This window comes from Bosea sp. 685, assembly GCF_031884435.1.
GTDB lineage: Bacteria > Pseudomonadota > Alphaproteobacteria > Rhizobiales > Beijerinckiaceae > Allobosea.
Genome location: NZ_CP134779.1, coordinates 235293 through 255575 on the forward strand (window position 1 = coordinate 235293; position 20283 = coordinate 255575).

Consider the following 20283-nt stretch of genomic DNA (forward strand, 5'->3'; position numbering starts at 1 on the left):
GCTCTCGGGCAATTTCCGATCCGGTTGGATCGTTCAATTGCTCCAGGCTATTATTTTAACGCGTTTTCTTCACGCGAACCGGTGTCCACTTCGCTCGAAAACGCTCTAACGTCCTGACGCTCGACCTGCGCGGCGAGGCATGGCACCGTGTTGGTATCCATTGCCGCGACCAGCGCGGCGCATGACGATCCTGGCGGTACGGATGCAGCGTCGGTCCTTTCTCGGTGCTTTAGCGTCTCTCACTGCGGGCTTGGCGCCCCCGGGGGTCGAGGCGGCCGAGCGCGTGCGGCTTGCCGCCTTCATGATCGGCTTGCCGCTCGATCATCCGATCGTGCTGGCGCGCCTGGGCATCCTGAAGCGCCTGATGGTGCAGCGTGGCTGGATCGAAGGGCAGAATATTCGCTACCTCGTCCGCTCCTCAAACTCCGATCCGCAGACCCTGGCGACGACGGCGAGGGACCTGGTCGGCGAAACGCCCGACGTCATCGTCGCCGGCTCCAGCACCGAGACGGCCGCCATCCTGGCCGCGACGCGCACGGTCCCGGTGTTGTTCTCGACGGCATCCGATCCGGTCGGGAGCGGTTTCGTACGTTCCCTGGAGCGCCCGGAAGGCAACGCGACCGGCTTCAGCAACAATGAGCCGTCAATGGCGGCGAAATGGGTCGACCTGCTGCGCGAGATCGCGCCCGGGACCGTGCGGATCGGCGCCATCTACAATCCGGTGTCCGCGGCTGCCGGAGGCGTGACCTATGTCGAGCATCTGCGCAGGAGCGCAAAAGAACTCGGGATGTCGCTGGTCAGCGCTCCGGTCTCGGCCCTGAGCGAGATCGAGCCCGCTCTCGCCGAACTCGCTGCACAACCGGGCACGGGGCTGTTTTTCCCGCCCGACAGCTTCACGTTCCGGAATGCCCGGGCGATCGCGTCGCTGGTGGCGAAATACCGGATGCCGACGATGTATCCTTACGAGACCTTCGTCGAAGCCGGCGGGCTGATGTCCTATACCGGAGGTCGCGATGAATCCGATCTGGTCATGGCGAGCTATATCGACCTGATCTTTCGTGGCGCGAACGTTGCCGAGCTCCCGGTCCAGTTCTCGCGCAGCTTCGAGCTGGTGATCAATGAGAAGGCGGCGATGGCGCTGGGCTTGACGATCCCGCTTTCGCTGCGCGTGCGCGCCTCGCGGATCGTGTCATGAGCGGGAGCGTCAGCGCGGCCAGGCGCGGGCCGCGCGGCGCGCTCGCCCGCAAATATGCGCTGTTCGTCGGCTTCGCGATCAGCCTCGCGCTCGGCATCAACGGCATCGTCGGCACGATCTTCGCCTTTTCCGATCAGCGGGCGCTGGTGGCGCGTGTCCAGCAGGAGCAGGCGCAGGCGGCGGCGCAGCGCATTGGCGGATTTGTCGGCGATATCGTGCGGCAGCTCGATTGGGTTTCGCTGAACAGCTCGGGTGCCCTTGCCCTCGAAGAGCTTCGTCTCGACGGGCTGCGCCTGCTGCGGCAGGCCCCGGCGATCCTCGATCTCAGGCGGACCGATGCCGAAGGGCGCGAATTGCTGGCCCTGTCGCGCACTGACCGCGACCGCATCGGCGCGGGGACAGATCTGTCCAGTGATCCGATCGTCCAAGCGGTCTTGGCCCAGGACAACTTCCGGAGCGGGGTCGAATTCCGGCGCGGCTCCGAGCCCTATCTGCTGCTGGGAAAACGCGTGACCGAAGTGAACGCTGGCGTGGTCCTGGCAACGGTCAATCTGACCTTCATCAAAGAGCTCGTCTCGCAGATGAAGGTCGGCGTGGAAGGCCGGGCCTATGTCGTCGACCGTTCCGGCCGGCTGATCGCGCATCCCGATCTCCGCTTCGTCCTGAGAGGCACGAATCTGCTGCCGCTCCTGCAGGCCTATCCGCGGCCGGACGTTCAAGGCGCGATGCTGCCCGGCAACAGCCTGTCGACCCGCGATATCGAGGGGCGGGCTGTCCTGTCGGTCGTCGCGCCCGTGCCGAATCTCGACTGGAGCGTCATCGTCGATCTGCCGCAAAGCGAGGCTTATGCGCCGATCTACGCTTCGATCCTGCGCTCGTTGATCATCCTCGCCGGGGCGCTGCTCGTCACCGTGGTGACCAGCATCCTGCTCAGCGGGCGCCTGGTCGCACCGGTCCGGGCGCTGACCGAAGGCGCTGCCCGGATCGGCGAGGGCCAGCTCGACGAGCGCATCGACATTCGCACCGGCGACGAGCTCCAGGAACTCGGCGACCAGTTCAACCTGATGGCTGAGCGTTTGCAGGAGAACCGGAGCATCCTGGAGGACAAGGTGTCCCAGCGCACGGCCGCCCTCGCCAAGGCGCTCGACCAGGCATCGGCCGGGCAGCGCGCCGCCGAACAGGCGCGCGAATTGGCCGAGGAGGCGACCAAAGCCAAATCACGCTTCCTGGCGGTGGTGGGTCACGACATCCGCACGCCCTTGTCGGGCGTGCTCGGCGTGCTCGAAATCCTCGACCGCAAGCGCATGAGCCAGCGCGACCGGCGGCTGGTCGAAATGGCGGCGACCTCCGGCGAGACGCTGATCGACCTCGCCAATGCGACGCTCGACCTCTCGCGACTGGAGGCAGGCACGGAGAGCCTGGAGAAGCGTGACTACGAGCCGGGGCCCCTGCTCGCTGCGGCCATTGCACTGATGCGGCCGGCAGCCGAGCGCAAGGGTCTCGCGCTCCGTCTCGACATCGAGCCCGTCGCCATGGCGAGGCTCAACGGCGATCCCGGCAAGATCAACCGGATCGTCCAGAATCTCCTGCGCAATGCGATCAGCTTCACCGATGCCGGCGAGATCGAGATCGGCGCCGCCCTGGAGCCGGCCGACGACGCGTCCGGGCCGATGCTGGTGATCGCGGTGCACGATACCGGCATCGGCATCGATCCCGCCATGCAGCGCCGCATCTTCCAGGATTTCGTGCAGGTCGATCCCGACACCGGGCGGCGTTCCGGCGGGGTCGGTCTGGGCCTGGCGATCTGCACCAAGCTTGCAAACCTGATGGGTGGCTCGATTTCGGTCCTCAGCGAAGTCGGGGTCGGCAGCACCTTCTGGGTCAGGTTGCCGGCGGCAGCCGCGACGAGCGCTGCGCATGCGCCGCATGCGGAGACGGCCGAGACGCCGCTCGTCGTGCTCGTCGTTGATGACGAGCCCGTCACGCGGGAGGTGGCGCGGATCATGATCGCCAAGGCCGGGCACCGGGTGCTGACCGCCAGCTCCGGTGAGGCTGCGCTGGCGCTGCTGGCGTCGAAGCGCGTCGATCTCGTGCTGCTCGACATGCACATGACCGGCATGGACGGCATTGAGACCGCGGCCGCGATCCGGGCCATCCCGGAGATCGCCTGCCCGGCGATCGTGGCGCTGACCGCCGATGTCTCGCCGGAGACGATGCGCCGGCTTCTCGCAGCGGGCATGACTACGATCGTGCCCAAGCCCGCGACCTCCGCGGCCTTGCGGCAGGTGCTGACACGCAACGCGCGCAGGCCGGGCCGCCTGGCGAATGCGAGCCTGTCGCCGGACCACCCCGTCGACGACGCCTTCCTCGACGAGCAGGCGCTGCTGGTCGGAGCCGAACGCATGGGGCGGCTCGTCGCGCTGTTCCAGACGGTCTCGGGAGATATTCTGGAGCAGCTTGGCCGAGCGATCGAGCAGGGCGACCGCAAGGCGCTGGAGCGAGCGGCGCATCAGTTCGCGAGTTCGGCCAGTGCGCTGGGCCTAGGCCAGGCTGTGACCATCGCATCGGCGATCGAGGCTGAGGCGCGCATCGCATCCTTGCAGGTCATGGCGCAGGCGGTGGCCGATCTGGCGCGGGCGCGCGGCGAGGCGCTGGCGGCGCTCGCATTGCGAGGCGCGACGGCTGCCAAGGGCGTGTCGGAGGATCAGGCGTTACGGTCGGCGAAGATACCGAGCTTGTAGCCGATGCCGCTGACGGTTGCGATCACCCCCGGATCGCCGGCTCCCGTCAGCTTGCGTCGCAGCCGCGCCACCAGCGCGTCGACGGTGCGGGCATCGACCTCGCCATGGCGGTTGCTGACGACCTCGATCAGGTAGTCGCGGCTGAGCGGCCGGCCATTGCTGTCGACGAGCGCGGCGAGCAGGTCGAACTCGCCCCGCGTCAGGCGGATCGGGTCGCCGTTGACCGTCGCCAGCTCGCGCCGCAGCAGGTCGATCATGAAGGGGCCGAAGGTGATCGTGGTGCTGCGCCGCGCCGTATCGCGCTCGATCTTGCGACGGCGCAGCAGCGAGCGCGTCCGCGCCAGCAGATCGCGCAGATTGACCGGCTTGGTGACGTAGTGGTCGCCTGCGAGCTCGAGCCCGACGATTCGGTCGATGTCGGTGTCGCGGCGCGTGACGAAGATGATGCCCGCGTCGGAAAAGCCCTGCAGCTCCTTGGCGAGATCGAAACCGTCGCCATCGGGCAAAACGACATCGAGGAAGATCAGTTCGGGCTTGACCCGCCGCACCACCCTGCGCGCCTCGGCCACGCTCTCGGCCTCTTCGACCCTGAAGCCCTGGTCGGCGAAATAGCCCGAGATCATGGCGCGCGTTACCGGGTCGTCCTCGACGATGACGAGGCGTTCGCGGTTTGCCGCCGCAGTTTCGCTCGTCGCATTCATGCCCGAAGCGCACCTGTCAGATCAGATCCGGCCTGAAGCGCCGGTTGCATGCGCCGAGCCCCCGGCGCGCCCATACGATCCAACTGTCCGATGGGCTTTGCAAGGCGATGCGCGCGGGCAGCGTGAATGCCGGTTCACGAAAGCGGGACATCTTGCACGAAAGGAAGACATCTTGCGGGGAGGAGACAGGTTTTTGGGGAGCGCGACTGGTGCGGATATTCGTGGGCGCCGGCAGGCAGATATTAATCATGGCAAGCAATAGCGCTGTGTTGCGCTTTGTTTCTGCACCGGGATTTAGGATTTCTCGCAGAAGAAAGCGCTCGCCCGAATAGTGGAAACTCGGCTGGGCCTCGTGGCTGCGCGCCTTTCGTTCGCCGTCGAGCAGATTCTTGGTGGAAGACGATTCTTGACGGAAGAGAAGGGTGACATGGCTCTCAAGGCGATGATCAGGGCGATGAGGCCGCATCATTGGCTGAAGAACGGACTCGTCTTCATCCCGATCCTGCTGAATCATGAGGTCTTCGATCTGGAGTCGCTCGGGCATGGGCTCGTCGCCTTCATCTCCTTCAGCCTGATGGCCTCGTCGATCTATCTTCTCAACGACATCGTCGATGTCGAAGCCGACCGCCGGCATCCGACGAAATGCAAGCGCCCGCTGGCTGCCGGCGAGATCACCGCGCGTCAGGCCTATATGGCGGTTCCCGTCTTGCTGGCCGCCGCTTTCGCCCTGTCCCTGCTGCTGCCGCAGCCCAAGCTCTTCGTGCTGGCGTTGACGGCCTATCTCGGTCTCGCCTTGGCCTATCTCTTCGTCCTCAAGCGCAAGCTTCTGGTCGATGTGCTGGGGCTGGCCGCGCTGCATACCTTGCGCATCCTCGCCGGCAATGCCGCCGCCGCGATCCCGCTCTCGTCATGGCTGCTCGCCTTCTCGATGTTCCTGTTCCTGAGCCTGGCGCTGGTAAAGCGCTATGCCGAGCTCAGGATCACGCAAGACCAGTCGGGGTTGAAAAAGGCCGGGCGCGGTTATCATGCCGAGGATATCGAGGCGCTCTCGCAGCTCGGCATGGCATCGGGCTGCACCTGCGCCCTGATCCTGGCGCTCTATGTCGACAGCGCCGCGGTGAAGCAGCTTTACCGTCACCCGGAGCTGATCTGGCTGGTCTGCCCGATCGTCCTTTACCAGATGTCGCGGGTCTGGTTCCTGGCCAGACGCGGCATGATGCCTGACGATCCGCTCGTCTTCATGATCCGCGACTGGCGTAGTCAGGTGACGGGCTTGATGGTTCTGCTGATCATGGTCTTGGCGACGATCCTGCCGTGAGCGAGATCCTGCTATGAGCGAGATCCTGCTATGAGCGAGATCCTGCTATGAGTGAGATCTTGCCGGAATGCCGCTCCTGGGGCGGGCTTGTCGCCCGAAATACCGAGATCGTTGCGGCCGAACCCTGGATCGCCGCGCCGTCGCAGCAGCGGACGCCGGCCCTGGCTTATGGCAATGGCCGCTCCTATGGCGATTCCTGCCTGAACGATGGCGGCGTGCTCATCCTGGGCCGCAGCCTCGATCGAATCCTCGCCTTCGACCGCGCGAGCGGCCTCCTGACTTGCGAGGCGGGCGTGCTGCTCGACGATGTGCTGAAGCTTACCGTTCCGGCCGGCTGGTTTCCGCCGGTGACGCCCGGCACCGCATTCGTCACGATTGCCGGTGCGCTGGCCAATGACGTCCATGGCAAGAACCACCATCGCGCCGGCACCTTCGGCAGGCATGTGCGCGCCTTCGAACTGATCCGCTCGGATGGCAGCCGCCTGACTTGCGCGCCCGACCTGAACAGCGAGCTTTTCGCGGCGACCATTGGAGGCTTCGGCCTCACCGGTCTGATCACGCAGGTGACGCTGCAATTGATGCCGGTCACCTCCGCCGAAATGCAGCAGGAGGTGCTGCATTTCGACGGGCTCGACCGCTTCTTCGCGATCTCGGCTGAATCCGATGCGAGCCATGACTATACCGTCGCCTGGATCGACTCGCTGGCGAGCGGAGCGCAATTCGGTCGCGGCGTCTTCTTCCGGGCCAATCATGCAACGGGGGGTGATGCGCCGCTCGCGCGCTCGAAGCGGCCGCTGCCGTTTCCGATCAGGCCGCCGATCCCGCTGATCAACGGGCTGACCTTGCGCGTCTTCAATGCGCTCTACCGGGCGGCGCAACCCTCGTCGCCTGAGCCGCGGCGCATTCCCTATCGGCCATTCTTTTATCCGCTCGATCGTGTCGCCAACTGGAACCGCGCCTATGGACCCAAGGGCCTGCGCCAGTTCCAATGCGCGGTGCCGACGGCCCATGCCCGCAAGGCGGTGGAGGCGATGCTGAGGCGCACGCTGGCGGCGGGTGAAGCTTCGTTCCTGACCGTGCTCAAGCTCTTCGGCGATATGCCGTCGCCCGGCATGATGTCGTTCCCGATCGCGGGGGCGACCCTGACGCTCGACTTTCCCAATCGCGGGGCGCGCACGGAGGCGCTTCTGGCGGAGCTCGACCTGATCACGATCGAAGCCGGCGGACGCGTGAACCCCTATAAGGATGCGCGCATGTCGCCGGCGACATTCGAGGCCTCCTTCCCGGATTGGCGGGAGTTTGCGCGCCATATCGATCCGGGCTGCTCGTCGAGCTTCTGGCGACGGGTGACGGCGGGTTGAGCGTCACGGCGGTGAAGTCCTAGTTTTCGTGGCTCCTCCGGCGTTTCCGGCAAATCCGCATCGTCATCCTGGGCGACCGCAGGTCGACCCGGGATCCATCGGAGGGCCAATCCTTTAAAGGGCCGGGCCTCCGATGGATCCCGACGCTCCGCGGAGTTTATCCTTGGGCCGATCGAAGATCGGACCCGAGGGCTTCGGCCAGGATGACGCGCAGATATGATGCTCGTCTCGGAGACTGAAAAAAACTTCGCCCTCCTTTGAACCTCTCAGCTCCCCGCCGCGACCAATGCTCATGGAGGGCGAATGGTTCGCCCCCGATCGAACCTCGGGAGATGCCGTCATGACCAGCTTCAAGAAGACCGCGACCGCCGCTCTGGCCGCCCTCACCCTCTCCACCGCCATTCTCGCCGGCGCGGGCAGCGCGGAAGCCTATCCGCGCCATCGTGGCTGGGGCGTCGGCGCCGGCATCGTCGGAGCGCTTGCCGTCGGCGGCCTGCTCGCGGCCTCCGCCAACCGCGCCTATGCCGAGCCCGTCTATGACGAGGATGCTCCGGTGCGCCGCTGCGAGATGGTCGAGCGCGTCAACCGCTTCGGCGAGGTCGTCGGCTACCGCAAGGTCTGCTCGCTCTACTGAGCCGCAACCATGGCCCGCATCGATCCGGTCCCTCGGTTCCCCCGAGGGGCCGGATGGCGTTTTGGGGCCTGAAGAGCGTAGATTTATGATTCCGGCGCCTCAGCCTGGCAAACCGCCTCGAGCGCCCAGCCCTCGGGAGCGATGACGAAGGCGGCGTAGTAGCTCGGCCCGTAATGCAGGCGCAGGCCGGGCGCGCCATTGTCGCGTCCGCCGGCCAAAAGCGCCGCAGCGTGGAAGGCATCGACCGCAGTGCGTGTTGGCGCGTTGAAGGCGAGATGAAAACCCGGCCCGGGCGGGGAGGCCTGCGGCCGCAGTTTCAGCGCCAAGAGATCGCCGCCGCCGGGCGGCCCGTAGCCGGCGGCATCCGGAGCGGTCCAGACGCGAACCAAGCCGAGCGGGCCAAGCGCCGCATCATAGAAGGCGATGGCGGTGGTGAGATCGCGGACGCCGAAGGAGAGATGGCCGAGCATGAAGCACCCTCTGTTTCGGTAATCCTTGGTTTCGGCAAGCCTGCCCCGGGCTTCCGCCAGCGCATGTCAGCGGCTCCTGTGCGAAAAGAAAAGGGCCGGCGAACCGGCCCTTTCAGAGATTGTGTGACAACTGGCCTCAGCCCTTCGCCACCGCGACCTTGCGCAGATAGTCGGTGACGATCTTGGTGATGCCGCGCGAGAGCAAATCGTCGAGCGCCGCGATGAATTCGTCGCATTGCTCGCGGGTGACGATCAGCGGCGGCTCCAGGCGGATGACGTTGCGGTTGTATTCGGTGAAGGCGACGAGCATGTCGTAATCCTTCAGCAAGAGCGCGCCGATGAAGCCGCAGAGCGAGCCTTTCAGCTTGTCGTCGAGCAATGCGACCATGTGCTTGAGGCCAAACGGCATGGTCTCGCTGATGTCGTTGAACTCGATGCCGATCATCAGGCCGCGCCCGCGGATCTCCTTGAGCAGGCTCGGATGCTTCACGCGCAGGCCGTTGAGCTTCTCGATGAGATAGTCGCCCTGGCGCTGGGCGTTGCCCATGAGGTCTTCCTCATAGAGCACGTTCAGCGCCTCGATCGCCGAGATGCAGGCCTCGCCCATGCCGCCGAAGGTGGCCTGAGCATGGATCAGCGCGGTCTTGGGCTTGCCATAGGCCTTCATGTAGATCTCGCGGCGGGCGATCATCGCACCCATCGCCGCCTTGGAACCGCCGAGCGCCTTGGCGAGCGCGGTCACGTCCGGCACCACGCCGTCGCGCTCGAAGGCGAAGAACTGTCCGGTGCGGCCGAGACCGCACTGGACCTCGTCGGCGACCCAGAGCACGCCATGCTTGTCGCAAAGCGCACGCAATTCACGCCAGAAGCCGAGCGGCGCCTCGACGATGCCGCCGCCGCCCTGGATCGTCTCCATCACGACGATGCCGATCGCGGGATCGCTTTCGAGTGCCTGGCGCACCGCTTCGATATCGCCGAAGGGCACCTTGACCCGGTTCTCGACCAGCTTGAATTGCGACTGGTAAAGGTTGGAATCCGTGACCGAGAGCACGCCCTTGGTCTTGCCGTGGAAGGAATTCGCCGCGTGCAGGATTTTCGAGCGCGCCGGTCCCTGCGCCTGCTCGGCGACCTTCAGCGCCGCCTCCATCACCTCCGATCCGGTCGAGCCGAAGAAGACCATGTCGAGATCGCCAGGCGCGATCGCGGCGAGGTTGGCGGCGAGCGCCGAGGCGTATTGCGACATGAAGGCCATGCAGATCTCATGGCGGTTCTCGTCCTGGAACTTCTGCCGCGCCGCGACGATGCGCGGATGGTTGTGGCCGAAGGCGACCGAGCAGAAGCCGCCGAAGAAATCGAGGATCTTGCGGCCATCGCGGGTGATGTAATGCATGCCCTGGGCGCGATCGACGATGATCTTGTCGAAGCCGAGCAGTTTCAGGAAATGCACCTGGCCGGGATTGACATGGGCGGTGAAGAGCTCGCGCACGGTCGCGGCGTCGAGCTGCTTGGCCTCCTCGACGCTGTAGAGCTTCGGGCGAGCCGGTGCATCATCGGTCTTGAAAGCGGGCATGCTCATGCTGCGAGGCTCCTCTGCGCCTGATTTCGGATGTCTTTGCTCTTGCGGTATTCGGTGTAGGCGGCGAGCAGCATGTCCTCGTCGCGGTGCTTGGGCGTCCAGCCGAGCTCGCGCTTGGCCTTGGAGGTGTCGAGGATGCAGATCTCGTCGGCGATCATGTACTGCTCCGGGTCCATGATCGGCAGGTTGATCCAGTCGAGCGTGTTCAGCGTCAGCTTGACCAGCGGCGCCGGCGTCGGCAGCAGGATCGATTTCGAGCCCGCATGCGCGATCAGGTCGCCGAGCAGCTTCTTCACCGGCGGCGGATCGTCCGAGCCGAGATTATAGGCGCTGTTGGGGAAGCCGGCCTTCCAGGCCGCTATGCAGGCGCTGGCGCAGTCGAACACCGAGATGAACTGATAGGGGTTTTTGCCCGAGCCGATCATCGGCACCGGCAGGTTCATGTCGATCAGCGTGAACAGCTTGACCAGGATGCCGAGCCGGCCCGGCCCGATGATCAGGCGTGGCCGGAAGATCGGAATCTGGAAACCCTTGTCGCGATAGCCCTGCGCCAGCGTCTCGGTGGCGAGCTTGCTCTCGCCATATTCGCCGAGCGGCTTGGCGGGATGGGTCTCGTCCTGCGGCACGGTGACGGAATGGCCGTAGATCATGTCCGTGGTGAAGTGGACGAGCTTGTTGGCGCCGTTCTTCTCCATCCAGGCCAGGATATTGGCGGTGCCATGATAGTTTACCGGCCAGAAGAAATCGTGGCGCTCCTTGCGGATCACGATGGGCGAAAGCATCTTGGCCGAGAGATTGTAGACGAGGTCGTCCTTGGTGAGCGGGATGGCGTTCACGCTCTCGGCGCTGGTCACGTCGATGTGCTGGAACGGCACCTTGGCGTAATGCGCATGGCCGCTCTTGACGATGTCGGCGACCAGCACCTCCTCGCCCATGGCCGCCAGATCCGCCGCCAGATGCGAGCCGACGAAACCGTCTCCGCCGATGATGATATGTTTCATGGGTTCAGGTCTTCCGGACTGGGTCAGCGCGGCAGGCGCGGCGGGGTGCGGACCGGCACCGGGACCGGCCGGAGCACGGGTTTCGGCTCCAGCAGCATGCCGAGACGAAGGAAGAGGCGTGCGATCAGATCCATGTCGGTCCCTCAGCTCTGTGCGATGAAGATGGTGCCCAGCATGATCAATCCGATGCCGGCAATGCGGGCAGGGCTCAGATCCTCCTGGAAGAAGAAATAGGCGTAAACCGCGACCAGGACGTAGGCGAGGCTCAGGAACGGATAAGCGTAGCTGATCTGAACCTTCGACAGCACGACGAGATGCGAGGCCATGCTGACCACGAAGGTGCACAGGCCGAAGAAAACGAAAGGGTTGAAGACGACGCGCAGGATCGTGGCGATCAGCCCGTCCTGGCCGGGGTCGAGCTGGCCGACGCCGGTCATGCCGCGCTTGAGCATGAGCTGAGCCGCAGCGTTGGTCAGCACCGTGAACAGGATCAGGGGAATATAGGAGTTCATCGGGCGATCAATTTTCCGTGCGGCCAGTGGGCCTTTGAATGACGCGGAAATTACTTCAAATACCTTACGTTGCGGTCCTTACTTCCGCGTAACGTTAAGATGATCCTGCCGGGATCTCATAAAGGCGGAATGACTTCACTTCGCGCCGCAGTTGGTATGCGAGCGAGCGCAGGCTCTTGGCCCGCGGCTTGCTACCCACGCCTCGGTTCGCCGACCCGTTCGACGTTGCTCGCCGCATGACCGAAGGATGCCTGAGGCGGGCACGGCCGACATTCCGGTGCTGACATTTCCAAGGAGGAGCCGAGACCATGAAGCGCGAAGAACTCACCGAGAAGATCCTCGACATCAAGCGCGAGAAGGGCTGGAGCTGGAAATACATCACCGGGGAAATCGGCGGCATGTCCGAGGTGCTGATCGTCGGCGCGCTCCTGGGCCAGATGAAACTGGTCAAGCCGTTGGCGGAGAAAGCTGCGACCTTGTTCGGCCTTACCGAGAACGAGAAGCGGATGCTCAACGAGGTGCCCTATCGCGGCACGGGCACGCCGATGCCGCCGACCGACCCGTTGATCTACCGTTTCTACGAGATGGTGATGGTCAACGGCCCGGCCTGGAAGGCGCTGATCGAGGAGGAGTTCGGCGACGGCATCATGTCGGCGATCGATTTCAACATCGAGTTCGAGCGTGAGCCGAACCCGAAGGGCGACCGCGTCAAGATCGCCATGTCGGGCAAGTTCCTGCCGTATAAATATTACGGCAACGAGCAGGGCATTCCCGATTACGGCTTCAAGGAAGCGTAGAGCATGTCCGCGTTTCTCCGAATCGCGGACATGCTCTACGTCCTTGTTTTATCGCATTTTCTTCATGCGAACTGGTGCCCGCTTCGCTCGAAAATGCTCTAGCCTGTCGGTTCATGGCGTCGTGCAAGAGATCGCGCGTGTGTTCGGGAGCGTGTAAATATTGTTATAGTATAACATTTCCGACGTCAGGAAAGCGCATGTAGTAATCGTACTGTCACATACGCTTCCTAACGGTCGCCGACGGATATCGAACGGGTTCGAGCGGAGACGGGCATGCGCGCGCAAAAATGGCTGATGACGATCCTGGCGACAGGGCTTGCCGGGGCCACTCCCGCGCTGTCGCAGACGATCTATCCGATCAACCGGGCTGAAATCCTCGCGGGCTCGCGCTTCGATTTCAAGGTCGAGTTCCCCAACGCGCCGACCTCGGCTGATGTGACGGTCACGATCAACGGCAAGCCCGCAGCCGACATCTTCGGCAAGCCGACCGCCTTCACCCAGAACGAGGAAGGCCAGAAGCATTCGGCGCTGTGGCTGCGTGGCGCGACGCTGCCGGCCGGCAACTACGTCGTCGAGGCGACGCAAGGGGCGAACAAGGCGACGGTGAAATGGCAGGTCTTCGCGACGGCCCAGCCGCGCCGGGCCAAGAACGTCATCCTGTTCATCGGCGACGGCATGTCGGTGGCGCATCGCACTGCGGCGCGGATCATGTCCAAGGGCTGGGAAGAGGGCCGCTTCAATGGCGAACTCGCCATCGACGACATGCCCAACATGGCGCTGATCTCGACCTCGGGCAGCGATTCCATCGTCACCGACAGCGCCAACAGCGCCCATGCCTACACCACGGGCCACAAATCCTGCGTCAACGCGCTTGGCGTCTACTGCGCCAAGAACGCGCTGACGCTGGACCACCCCAAGGTCGAGACCATCTCGGAGCTGATCAAGCGCCGCAACAAGATGACGATCGGCGTCGTCACCAATGCCGAGATCGAGGATGCGACGCCGGCCGCCATGGTCGCCCATACCCGCCGACGCTCGGATTACAACGACATCGTCAAGATGTTCTACGATGTGAAGCCGGACGTGATCATGGGCGGCGGCTCGCCGAACTTCCTGCCCAAGACGACGCCGGGCTCCAAGCGCACCGATGATCTCGACTTCATCGCCCAGTTCAAGGCGGCCGGCTACAGCATCGCCACGACCAAGACCGAGATGAATGCGGCCGCCGCTTCCGGCGCCAAGAAGCTGCTCGGCCTCTACAACACCAGCAATGTCGACGGCGCCTTCGATCTGCGCCTCGCCAAGAAGGGCAGCATCGCCAAGTTCCCCGACCAGCCCGACGTCGCCGAGCAGACCAAGGCTGCGATCGACATGCTGAAGAGCAATGAGGACGGCTTCTTCCTGATGGTCGAGTCCGGCCGCATCGACAAATACAGCCACTCGCTGGATTGGGAGCGGGCCGTGTTCGACACGATCATGCTCGACAACGCCGTCAAGATCGCCAAGGATTTCGCCGGTGAGCGCAACGACACGCTGATCATCGTCGTGCCCGATCATACCCATGCGGTCTCGCTCGTCGGCACCTATGATGACGAGCGCCCGGGTCAGCTCCTGCGCGACAAGCTCGGCACCTATGCCGACTCCAAGGCGCCGAATTACGGTCCGCTCGACGCCGATGGCTATCCGACCAACGTCAACACCTCGCGCCGCCTCGCCGTGGTCTTCGGCACCTATCCCGACACCTGCGACACGGGCCGCCCCTTCATGGATGGCGAGCGCGTTCCGGCGGTGAAGAGCGCCGACGGCAAGACCAATGTCGCCAACGAAGCCGACTGCACCGGGCCGCTGGCGACGCGCAAGGTCGGCAACCTGCCTTTCGACGCGAATTCGGGCGTGCATTCCGGCGATGACGGCATCTTGACCGCGATGGGCCCGGGAGCCGAGAAATTCCGCGGCCACAAGCCCAACACCTATGTCTTCCGTGTGATGGCGGAAGCGCTGGCGCTGGGCGGCGAGTGAGCCGGTCCTGATCCGAGGCGAATGGTCCGTGCAGCAACCGATCCTCCTCGCAAGACTGTCCCGTCGCGGGCTCCTTCAGGGGCTCGCGACGCTCGCGTTCTGCGAGGCCGCCTCCGCGGACGAGGCGACGATCAGTTTCGACGGGCTCTACAAATCCTTCGGCGTGCTCGGCTTCCAGTTCTCGGATCGCGCCACGAGCCTGCGCGGGCAGGAGGTGCGCATGCTCGGCTACATGGCGCCGCCGCTGAAGCCCGAGAGCCATTTCTTCGTGCTGACGCGCGAACCCCTGGCGATCTGCCCATTCTGCCAGTCCGATGCCGACTGGCCGGTCGATATCGTCGTGGTCTTCATGAAGGCGGTGACGCCGATGGTCAGTGCCGGGCAGAAGGTCGCGGTCTCCGGACGTCTCGAAATCGGCTCCGCGATCGATGCCGAGACCGGCTTCGTCAGCCAGATCAGACTCGTCGATGCCAGTTTTCACGTCGCTTGAACGGCAGCCGGCGGCTGCGGCGCGGGCGCTGCAGTTGACCGGGGTCAGGCTCGACCATCGAGGCGGCGATGGCCGGCCGTTCCGGGTGCTCGATCTCGCCGGCCTGGCGATTCCAGCTGGCGCACGGGTGGGTCTGCGCGGCGCCTCGGGCTCGGGCAAGACCTCGCTGCTGCATCTCGTCGCCGGGCTGATCCGGCCCGATGCCGGTTCGGTCAGCTGGGGCGACATAATGGTCTCGGATCTGCCTGTCGGCGCCCGCGACCGCTGGCGCCAGGCGACGCTGGGCTTCGTCTTCCAGGATTTTCACCTGATCCCCGAGCTCGACGTCGCGGCGAACATCACCTTGCCCCTGACCTTCTCGCAGTGGCGGATCGGGCCGGCTGAGCATGAGCGGGCGGCGATGCTCGCGGCCCGGATGGGGCTGACCGATCTTCGGCGCAAGGCGGGCGTGCTGTCGCGCGGCGAGCAGCAGCGCGTGGCGATTGCGCGCGCGGTTTTGCTGCGGCCTGCGCTGATCCTTGCCGATGAGCCCACAGCCAGCCTCGACGCTGCCCATGCCGCCGAGGTCGGAGCGCTCCTGGTCGAGGTCGCAACCGAAACCGGTGCGACCCTGATCTGCGCCTCGCATGATACGGCGCTGCTGGCGCGGATGGACCGGCGCATCGAGCTTGCGGTAGCCCCCGCCGCGCCGATCGAGAGCGCGGCATGAACCCGCTCCCGATGGTCTGGGCCGATATCCGGGCCCTGCGCTGGACGGCGCTGGCGATCATCGTGCTGGTGGCGCTTGCGGTCGCTGTCGGGGTGGCGATCGGGGCGCAGGAGCGGGCCTTGCGGCGCAGCTCGGCGGCTGCGGCCGAGGATTTCGACCTGCTGATCGGTGCGCCGGGCAGCCAGACACAGTTGCTGATGTCGGCGGTCTATCTCCAGCCGGATGCGGTGCCGCTGATGGACGGGCGATTGCTCAACACGCTGGCGCGGGATGAGCGTGTCGCCGGCGTCGCGCCGATCGCCTTCGGCGACGTCAGCAAGAGCTATGTGATCGTCGGCACCACGGCGGCCTTTGCCGGCCGCTGGGGGCGGCTCGCGCCATCGCAGGGTCGGCTCTTCGCGAGGGAGGGCGAGGCGGTGCTGGGGGCCGATGTCAGCTATGGCCTCGGCGACAGCATCGCGCCATCGCATGGCGTCCTCGGCGCAACCGCGCGTCCGGGCGTGGCGCATGAGGACGAGGCCGGGCATCGCCATGCCGGTCACGACTATGTCGCGGTCGGGCGGTTGCCGCGCCTCGGTTCGCCCTGGGACCGGGCGATCCTGGTGCCGGTCGAGAGCGTCTGGGAGATCCATGGCCTCGCCAATGGCCACGCCGTGGATGACGGCCGGATCGGGCCGCCTTTCGACGGGCCGCGGATCCCCGGCGTGCCGGCCCTGGTCGTCAAGCCGCGCAGCGTCGCCGGCGCCTATGCCTTGCGGGCGCAATATCGCCAGGGCGGTACGATGGCGTTCTTTCCCGCCGAGGTTCTGGTCACGCTCTACCGCGCGCTTGGTGATGTCCGCAGTGTCCTGGTCGCAGCCTCCTTCCTCAATGCGCTGCTGATCCTGGCGGCGGTCCTGCTGTTGCTGATCGCGGTCGCGGGCCTGCGGCGGCGGCGCTATGCGATCCTGCGGGCGCTGGGCGCGCCACGCGGCTATGTGCTGCTGGTCGTCTGGCTGGGCATGGCCGGGCTGATCGGCGCAGGCTGCGTCGCGGGCCTGCTGGCTGGCGCGGTGCTGACGACAGCGCTGTCAGGCGTCATCGCCGGGCAGACCGGGCTGCGGCTCGTCTTCGCGATCGAGAGCCAGGAGATCGCCTTCGTGGCGGCGCTGCTTCTCATCGGCAGTGCGATCACGCTGGTGCCGGCGCTGATGTCCTATCGCGCCCCGGCGGTCGCCGGCCTGCGCGACTGAGTTCGTTTACCCATACGCTGCTGTCGCGATTTGACATCGAGCAGCCTAAACTTGCACCGAACCCGAGCGTGGTGCGCAGCATGCCTCTCCCCAATCGCGTCAGCCCCGATGGCAGCCTCTTCGCCGATCCGGCGCGCGGCCTGTTCTATGGCAATCGCGGTGGGCGTTTCCACGATCCGCGGTCGCACGCCGTGCCGACGCGGCTTTATGCCAACCGGCAATGGCTCTGCTGTGTGCTCTCCTTCAAGGGCCGCAGCCGGACGGTCTGGGGGCAGGGCTATACCGAGCTGTTCTTCTGCGATGAGGTGACCGCGCTCGCCGCCGGGCACCGGCCCTGCATGGAATGCCGTCGCGCGGATGCGCTGCACTATCGTGCGGCATTGGTGAGCGGGCTCGGCTTGAGCGAGATGCCGCTCTTTCCGGCGATCGACCAAAGGCTCGATGCGGAGCGGCGCATCGGCCGCGCGAAGCGCCTGCACCAGCTGGAGGCGGGCGCATTGCCCGATGGCGCGATGCTCGCGACTGAAGCGGGATTTCTGGCTCTCAGGGGGGATGCCGGACTGCTCTGGTCGCCATCGGGCTATATCGCGCGCCGGCCTCGTCCAACTGGCGCGGTCGCCGTCTTGACGCCGCCGGCGACGCTGAGCGCGCTGATGAACGGCTATCAACCGAGCTGGCATCCCAGCGTCACAGCGTTCGCCTGAAACTGAGCGAACCCGATTGCCAGCCTCCTGCCCCAAGGGCAACGTGCCGCGGCCGAGTCTGAAGGGCTTGCCGATTTCGGCCTGCGAAGATCGGCCGGCTCTAGAGCATTGCGCGAAAAAGTGGGTACCGGTTTTTCGCATGAGCAATGCTCCAGACTTTTAGGATCTGGGCGCTGGGGAGATAGCGATGTTGTCGAACATGATCCGGGCTTTCGCCGTTGCCGCTGTGATGGTCACCATGCCGGCCCTGGCGGGCCCGCTCACCCTCACCGCGGCCGACCCCGTCGCGACCGTGACGATCCCCGAGGAATGGTCGGGCAAGACAATCGCGCGCGGGCTCGAGATCAAGACGCCCGACGAGGAGGTCTATCTCTGGTTCGAGCTGATTGCGCCCGGCGAGATGGCCAGCGTTCAAAAGGAGCATGACCGCTATTTCGAGAAGGAGGGCGTCACAGTCACCGGCGCGTCCGAGACCAAGAAGTCCGAGGTCAATGGCCGGGCCTGGTCCTTCACCGAACTCGCCGCAACCAATAAGGACGGCCCCTCGATCATCCGCTATGTCGCGATCAATCCGAATGTGGCGAGCGGCAAGATCATCCTGATGACCTATTGGGCTTCGCCGGATGGCGACAAGACCCATGACGCCGCCATGTCCAAGCTGATCGATGGCATCAGCTTCAAATAGCGCGCCCTTCCGGGGGCTTTCCTGGGATTGAGGAACCTTTCGCGCCATGGGGGCGTTGCCCCAGCATGGTCCGTTCGAAAGAGGTTTTTCAATGCGCTCGATTGCTTTGTGGCTCCTTGGTGTGCCGATTCCGCTGATCATCCTGCTCTGGTTCTTCATGCGCTGAAGCGGAGGGCCGCTTCGCTTCACATTTGCAGTGGCCGGGCCTCGCTCCGGCCATTGCCATGTCTGGTTGCTGGCCATGTCGGGCTGCTGACAGAGTCCGTCAGGCGTAGATGCTTTCCCGGTTGCGCGCGGCGCGCATGCCCGCAGCATCGCAACATGCCGTGATCTCACCTATATGCCGCCCATGCAGCCAATCATTTCCGTCGCCAACCTGTCGAAGACCTACAAATCGGGCTTCAGCGCGCTCAAGGGCGTCGACCTGTCGATCCGGCGCGGCGAGATCTTCGCGCTGCTCGGGCCCAATGGCGCCGGCAAGACCACGCTGATCAGCATCATATGCGGGCTGGTCAACCCCAGCAGCGGGCAGGTTCTGGCCGACGGGCACGACATCGTCACCGATTATCGCGCCGCGCGCGCCAAGATCGGCCTCGTGCCGCAGGAGCTGACGACGGACGCTTTCGAGACCGTCTGGAGCACGGTCAATTTCAGCCGGGGCCTGTTCGGCAAGCGCCGGGATCCGGCTCTGGTCGAGCAGGTGCTGAAGGACCTCACGCTCTGGGACAAGCGCGACACGCAGATCCGGATGCTGTCAGGCGGGATGAAGCGGCGCGTGCTGATCGCCAAGGCGCTCGCGCATGAGCCGGAGATCCTGTTCTTGGACGAACCGACGGCGGGCGTCGATGTCGAGCTGCGCCAGGATATGTGGAAGCTCGTGCGCCGGCTCCAGGAGCGCGGGGTCACCATCATCCTGACGACGCATTACATCGAAGAGGCCGAGGAGATGGCCGACCGGATCGGCGTCATCAGCAAGGGCGAGATCATCCTCGTCGAGGAAAAAGCCGAGCTGATGCGCAAGCTCGGGCGCAAGCAATTGACCCTGTCGCTGCAGGAGCCGCTGGCTTCCGTGCCGCCTGCGCTGGCGAGCTACAATTTGGCGCTCGAGGCCGAGGGCAACGAGCTCGTCTACACCTACGATACCAAGGCCGAGCGCACGGGGATCACAGCGCTGCTGCAGGATCTCAGCCAGGCGAATATCCGCTTCAAGGACCTGCGCACCAGCCAGAGTTCGCTCGAAGACATCTTCGTCAGCCTGGTGAGGGACCGTCGATGACCGCGGCAATCGTCAACTGGCACGCCATCCGCGCGATCTATCTGTTCGAGATGGCGCGGACCTGGCGCACGCCGCTGCAGAGCATCGTCTCGCCGGTGATCTCGACCTCGCTCTATTTCATCGTCTTCGGCGGAGCGATCGGCTCGCATATGCCGGTGATCGGCGGCGTGCCTTACGGCGCCTTCATCGTGCCCGGGCTGATCATGCTGTCGCTGCTGACGCAGAGCATCGCCAACGCCTCCTTCGCGATCTATTTCCCGAAATTCACCGGCACGATCTACGAACTGCTCTCGGCCCCGGTCGCCTGGTGGGAGGCCGTGATCGCCTATGTCGGAGCCGCCGCGACGAAATCGATCCTGCTCGGGCTGATCATCCTGCTGACGGCCTCCTTCTTCGTGCCCGAGATCAGGATCGAGCATCCGTTCTTCATGCTGCTCTTCCTGGCGCTGACGGCGACCACCTTCAGCCTGTTCGGCTTCATCATCGGCATCTGGGCTGACGGTTTCGAACGTTTGCAGGTGGTGCCGCTGCTGATCGTGACGCCGCTGACCTTCCTCGGCGGCTCGTTTTATTCGATCGATATGCTGCCGGGCTTCTGGCGCACGGTCGCGCTGTTCAATCCGGTCGTCTACCTGATCAGCGGTTTTCGCTGGAGCTTCTATGGCGTCGCCGATGTCGGCCTCGGCGTCAGCCTGGGGATGACGCTGGTCTTCCTCGCGGCCTGCATCGCCGTCGTCGGCTGCATCTTCCGCACCGGCTATCGCCTGAAGAACTGAAGCCCTACAGCATCAGGCCGAATATCCTGTTCGGCCTGATGCTGTAGGGCTTCGATTCTGCATCGGCTTGTTCCGAAAACCGGTTC

19 protein-coding genes and 1 pseudogene are annotated in these 20283 nt (G+C 65.0%); 14 read left to right on the forward strand and 6 right to left on the reverse strand.

Annotation, left to right across the window (positions count from 1 at the left end; genetic code table 11):
- Positions 1-250 precede the first annotated feature (250 nt).
- A complete protein-coding gene (locus RMR04_RS02200; RefSeq protein WP_311912726.1) occupies positions 251-1195 on the forward strand; it encodes an ABC transporter substrate-binding protein in 945 nt (314 codons plus the stop codon).
- Positions 1192-3936 carry an ATP-binding protein gene (locus RMR04_RS02205; RefSeq protein ID WP_311912727.1) on the forward strand — a complete coding sequence of 915 codons (2745 nt, stop codon included), beginning with the start codon at positions 1192-1194 and terminating at the stop codon, positions 3934-3936. Before RMR04_RS02200 ends, RMR04_RS02205 begins: the two co-directional genes overlap by 4 nt.
- On the opposite strand, the gene RMR04_RS02210 is transcribed toward RMR04_RS02205, so the two are convergent.
- Together RMR04_RS02210 and RMR04_RS02215 are read right to left on the reverse strand one after the other, a co-directional pair.
- The gene (locus RMR04_RS02210; RefSeq protein WP_092171586.1) at positions 3900-4637 is read right to left on the reverse strand and encodes a response regulator; all 738 of its coding nucleotides are present in this window, start codon (positions 4635-4637) and stop codon (positions 3900-3902) included. The two genes, RMR04_RS02205 and RMR04_RS02210, sit on opposite strands and share 37 nt — an antisense overlap.
- A gap of 16 nt (positions 4638-4653) precedes the next feature.
- Complete coding sequence (locus RMR04_RS02215; RefSeq protein WP_311912728.1) at positions 4654-5103, reverse strand: hypothetical protein; 450 nt, start codon at positions 5101-5103, stop codon at positions 4654-4656.
- Between RMR04_RS02215 and RMR04_RS02220 the strand changes: the two genes are divergently transcribed.
- The 3 genes from RMR04_RS02220 (at position 5092) to RMR04_RS02230 (ending at position 7950) form a co-directional block, all read left to right on the forward strand.
- Positions 5092-5955 (forward strand): UbiA family prenyltransferase, encoded by an 864-nt coding sequence (locus RMR04_RS02220; RefSeq protein ID WP_311912729.1) that lies wholly within the window; start codon positions 5092-5094, stop codon positions 5953-5955. The two genes, RMR04_RS02215 and RMR04_RS02220, sit on opposite strands and share 12 nt — an antisense overlap.
- 47 nt (positions 5956-6002) lie before the next feature.
- The gene (locus tag RMR04_RS02225) at positions 6003-7316 is read left to right on the forward strand and encodes an FAD-binding oxidoreductase (RefSeq protein ID WP_311912730.1); all 1314 of its coding nucleotides are present in this window, start codon (positions 6003-6005) and stop codon (positions 7314-7316) included.
- Positions 7317-7656: 340 nt separating this feature from the next.
- Entirely contained in the window at positions 7657-7950 is a 294-nt protein-coding gene (locus tag RMR04_RS02230; RefSeq protein ID WP_311912731.1) for a hypothetical protein, read from the forward strand.
- A gap of 83 nt (positions 7951-8033) precedes the next feature.
- Here the strand turns inward: RMR04_RS02230 and RMR04_RS02235 are convergent, their stop codons facing one another.
- The 4 genes and pseudogenes from RMR04_RS02235 to RMR04_RS02250 all read right to left on the reverse strand — a co-directional run.
- A complete protein-coding gene (locus RMR04_RS02235; protein ID WP_311912732.1) occupies positions 8034-8420 on the reverse strand; it encodes a VOC family protein in 387 nt (128 codons plus the stop codon).
- 136 nt (positions 8421-8556) lie between these two features.
- A complete protein-coding gene (locus RMR04_RS02240; RefSeq protein ID WP_311912733.1) occupies positions 8557-9996 on the reverse strand; it encodes an aspartate aminotransferase family protein in 1440 nt (479 codons plus the stop codon).
- Positions 9993-10997 carry an NAD-dependent epimerase/dehydratase family protein gene (locus tag RMR04_RS02245; RefSeq protein ID WP_311912734.1) on the reverse strand — a complete coding sequence of 335 codons (1005 nt, stop codon included), beginning with the start codon at positions 10995-10997 and terminating at the stop codon, positions 9993-9995. The genes RMR04_RS02240 and RMR04_RS02245 overlap by 4 nt, the downstream gene beginning before the upstream one ends.
- A gap of 146 nt (positions 10998-11143) precedes the next feature.
- Positions 11144-11509, reverse strand: a pseudogene (locus RMR04_RS02250) (transporter); the annotation flags it as partial.
- A gap of 308 nt (positions 11510-11817) precedes the next feature.
- Here RMR04_RS02250 and cynS point away from each other — a divergent pair.
- The 9 genes from cynS (at position 11818) to RMR04_RS02295 (ending at position 20197) form a co-directional block, all read left to right on the forward strand.
- Complete coding sequence (gene cynS / locus RMR04_RS02255; protein WP_103721540.1) at positions 11818-12306, forward strand: cyanase; 489 nt, start codon at positions 11818-11820, stop codon at positions 12304-12306.
- Positions 12307-12579: 273 nt separating this feature from the next.
- Positions 12580-14325, forward strand: coding sequence for an alkaline phosphatase (locus RMR04_RS02260; protein WP_311912735.1), 1746 nt, complete (start codon positions 12580-12582; stop codon positions 14323-14325).
- A 28-nt stretch (positions 14326-14353) separates the two neighbouring features.
- Positions 14354-14815, forward strand: a complete 462-nt coding sequence (locus RMR04_RS02265; RefSeq protein WP_311912736.1) for a hypothetical protein — start codon at positions 14354-14356, stop codon at positions 14813-14815.
- Entirely contained in the window at positions 14793-15524 is a 732-nt protein-coding gene (locus RMR04_RS02270) for an ABC transporter ATP-binding protein (RefSeq protein WP_311912737.1), read from the forward strand. Before RMR04_RS02265 ends, RMR04_RS02270 begins: the two co-directional genes overlap by 23 nt.
- Positions 15521-16756 carry an FtsX-like permease family protein gene (locus tag RMR04_RS02275; RefSeq protein WP_311912739.1) on the forward strand — a complete coding sequence of 412 codons (1236 nt, stop codon included), beginning with the start codon at positions 15521-15523 and terminating at the stop codon, positions 16754-16756. The genes RMR04_RS02270 and RMR04_RS02275 overlap by 4 nt, the downstream gene beginning before the upstream one ends.
- A gap of 80 nt (positions 16757-16836) precedes the next feature.
- Positions 16837-17460, forward strand: a complete 624-nt coding sequence (locus RMR04_RS02280) for a hypothetical protein (protein ID WP_311912741.1) — start codon at positions 16837-16839, stop codon at positions 17458-17460.
- Positions 17461-17647: 187 nt separating this feature from the next.
- Positions 17648-18145, forward strand: a complete 498-nt coding sequence (locus RMR04_RS02285; protein WP_311912742.1) for a hypothetical protein — start codon at positions 17648-17650, stop codon at positions 18143-18145.
- 349 nt (positions 18146-18494) lie between these two features.
- Positions 18495-19421, forward strand: a complete 927-nt coding sequence (locus RMR04_RS02290; protein ID WP_311912744.1) for an ABC transporter ATP-binding protein — start codon at positions 18495-18497, stop codon at positions 19419-19421.
- Positions 19418-20197, forward strand: coding sequence for an ABC transporter permease (locus RMR04_RS02295; protein ID WP_311912745.1), 780 nt, complete (start codon positions 19418-19420; stop codon positions 20195-20197). Before RMR04_RS02290 ends, RMR04_RS02295 begins: the two co-directional genes overlap by 4 nt.
- Positions 20198-20283: the final 86 nt, after the last annotated feature.

What these genes read in the sequence shown, in the direction of transcription:
- cynS (WP_103721540.1), top strand. Translation starts at nt 11,818, where the DNA reads ATGAAGCGCGAAGAACTCACCGAGAAGATCCTCGACATCAAGCGCGAG.
- RMR04_RS02285 (WP_311912742.1), top strand. Translation starts at nt 17,648, where the DNA reads ATGTTGTCGAACATGATCCGGGCTTTCGCCGTTGCCGCTGTGATGGTC.
- RMR04_RS02270 (WP_311912737.1), top strand. Translation starts at nt 14,793, where the DNA reads ATGCCAGTTTTCACGTCGCTTGAACGGCAGCCGGCGGCTGCGGCGCGG.
- RMR04_RS02295 (WP_311912745.1), top strand. Translation starts at nt 19,418, where the DNA reads ATGACCGCGGCAATCGTCAACTGGCACGCCATCCGCGCGATCTATCTG.
- RMR04_RS02240 (WP_311912733.1), bottom strand. Translation starts at nt 9,996, where the DNA reads ATGAGCATGCCCGCTTTCAAGACCGATGATGCACCGGCTCGCCCGAAG.
- RMR04_RS02210 (WP_092171586.1), bottom strand. Translation starts at nt 4,637, where the DNA reads ATGAATGCGACGAGCGAAACTGCGGCGGCAAACCGCGAACGCCTCGTC.
- RMR04_RS02290 (WP_311912744.1), top strand. Translation starts at nt 18,495, where the DNA reads ATGCAGCCAATCATTTCCGTCGCCAACCTGTCGAAGACCTACAAATCG.
- RMR04_RS02230 (WP_311912731.1), top strand. Translation starts at nt 7,657, where the DNA reads ATGACCAGCTTCAAGAAGACCGCGACCGCCGCTCTGGCCGCCCTCACC.
- RMR04_RS02205 (WP_311912727.1), top strand. Translation starts at nt 1,192, where the DNA reads ATGAGCGGGAGCGTCAGCGCGGCCAGGCGCGGGCCGCGCGGCGCGCTC.
- RMR04_RS02235 (WP_311912732.1), bottom strand. Translation starts at nt 8,420, where the DNA reads ATGCTCGGCCATCTCTCCTTCGGCGTCCGCGATCTCACCACCGCCATC.
- RMR04_RS02220 (WP_311912729.1), top strand. Translation starts at nt 5,092, where the DNA reads ATGAGGCCGCATCATTGGCTGAAGAACGGACTCGTCTTCATCCCGATC.
- RMR04_RS02245 (WP_311912734.1), bottom strand. Translation starts at nt 10,997, where the DNA reads ATGAAACATATCATCATCGGCGGAGACGGTTTCGTCGGCTCGCATCTG.
- RMR04_RS02260 (WP_311912735.1), top strand. Translation starts at nt 12,580, where the DNA reads ATGCGCGCGCAAAAATGGCTGATGACGATCCTGGCGACAGGGCTTGCC.
- RMR04_RS02225 (WP_311912730.1), top strand. Translation starts at nt 6,003, where the DNA reads ATGAGTGAGATCTTGCCGGAATGCCGCTCCTGGGGCGGGCTTGTCGCC.
- RMR04_RS02215 (WP_311912728.1), bottom strand. Translation starts at nt 5,103, where the DNA reads ATGCGGCCTCATCGCCCTGATCATCGCCTTGAGAGCCATGTCACCCTT.
- RMR04_RS02275 (WP_311912739.1), top strand. Translation starts at nt 15,521, where the DNA reads ATGAACCCGCTCCCGATGGTCTGGGCCGATATCCGGGCCCTGCGCTGG.
- RMR04_RS02280 (WP_311912741.1), top strand. Translation starts at nt 16,837, where the DNA reads ATGCCTCTCCCCAATCGCGTCAGCCCCGATGGCAGCCTCTTCGCCGAT.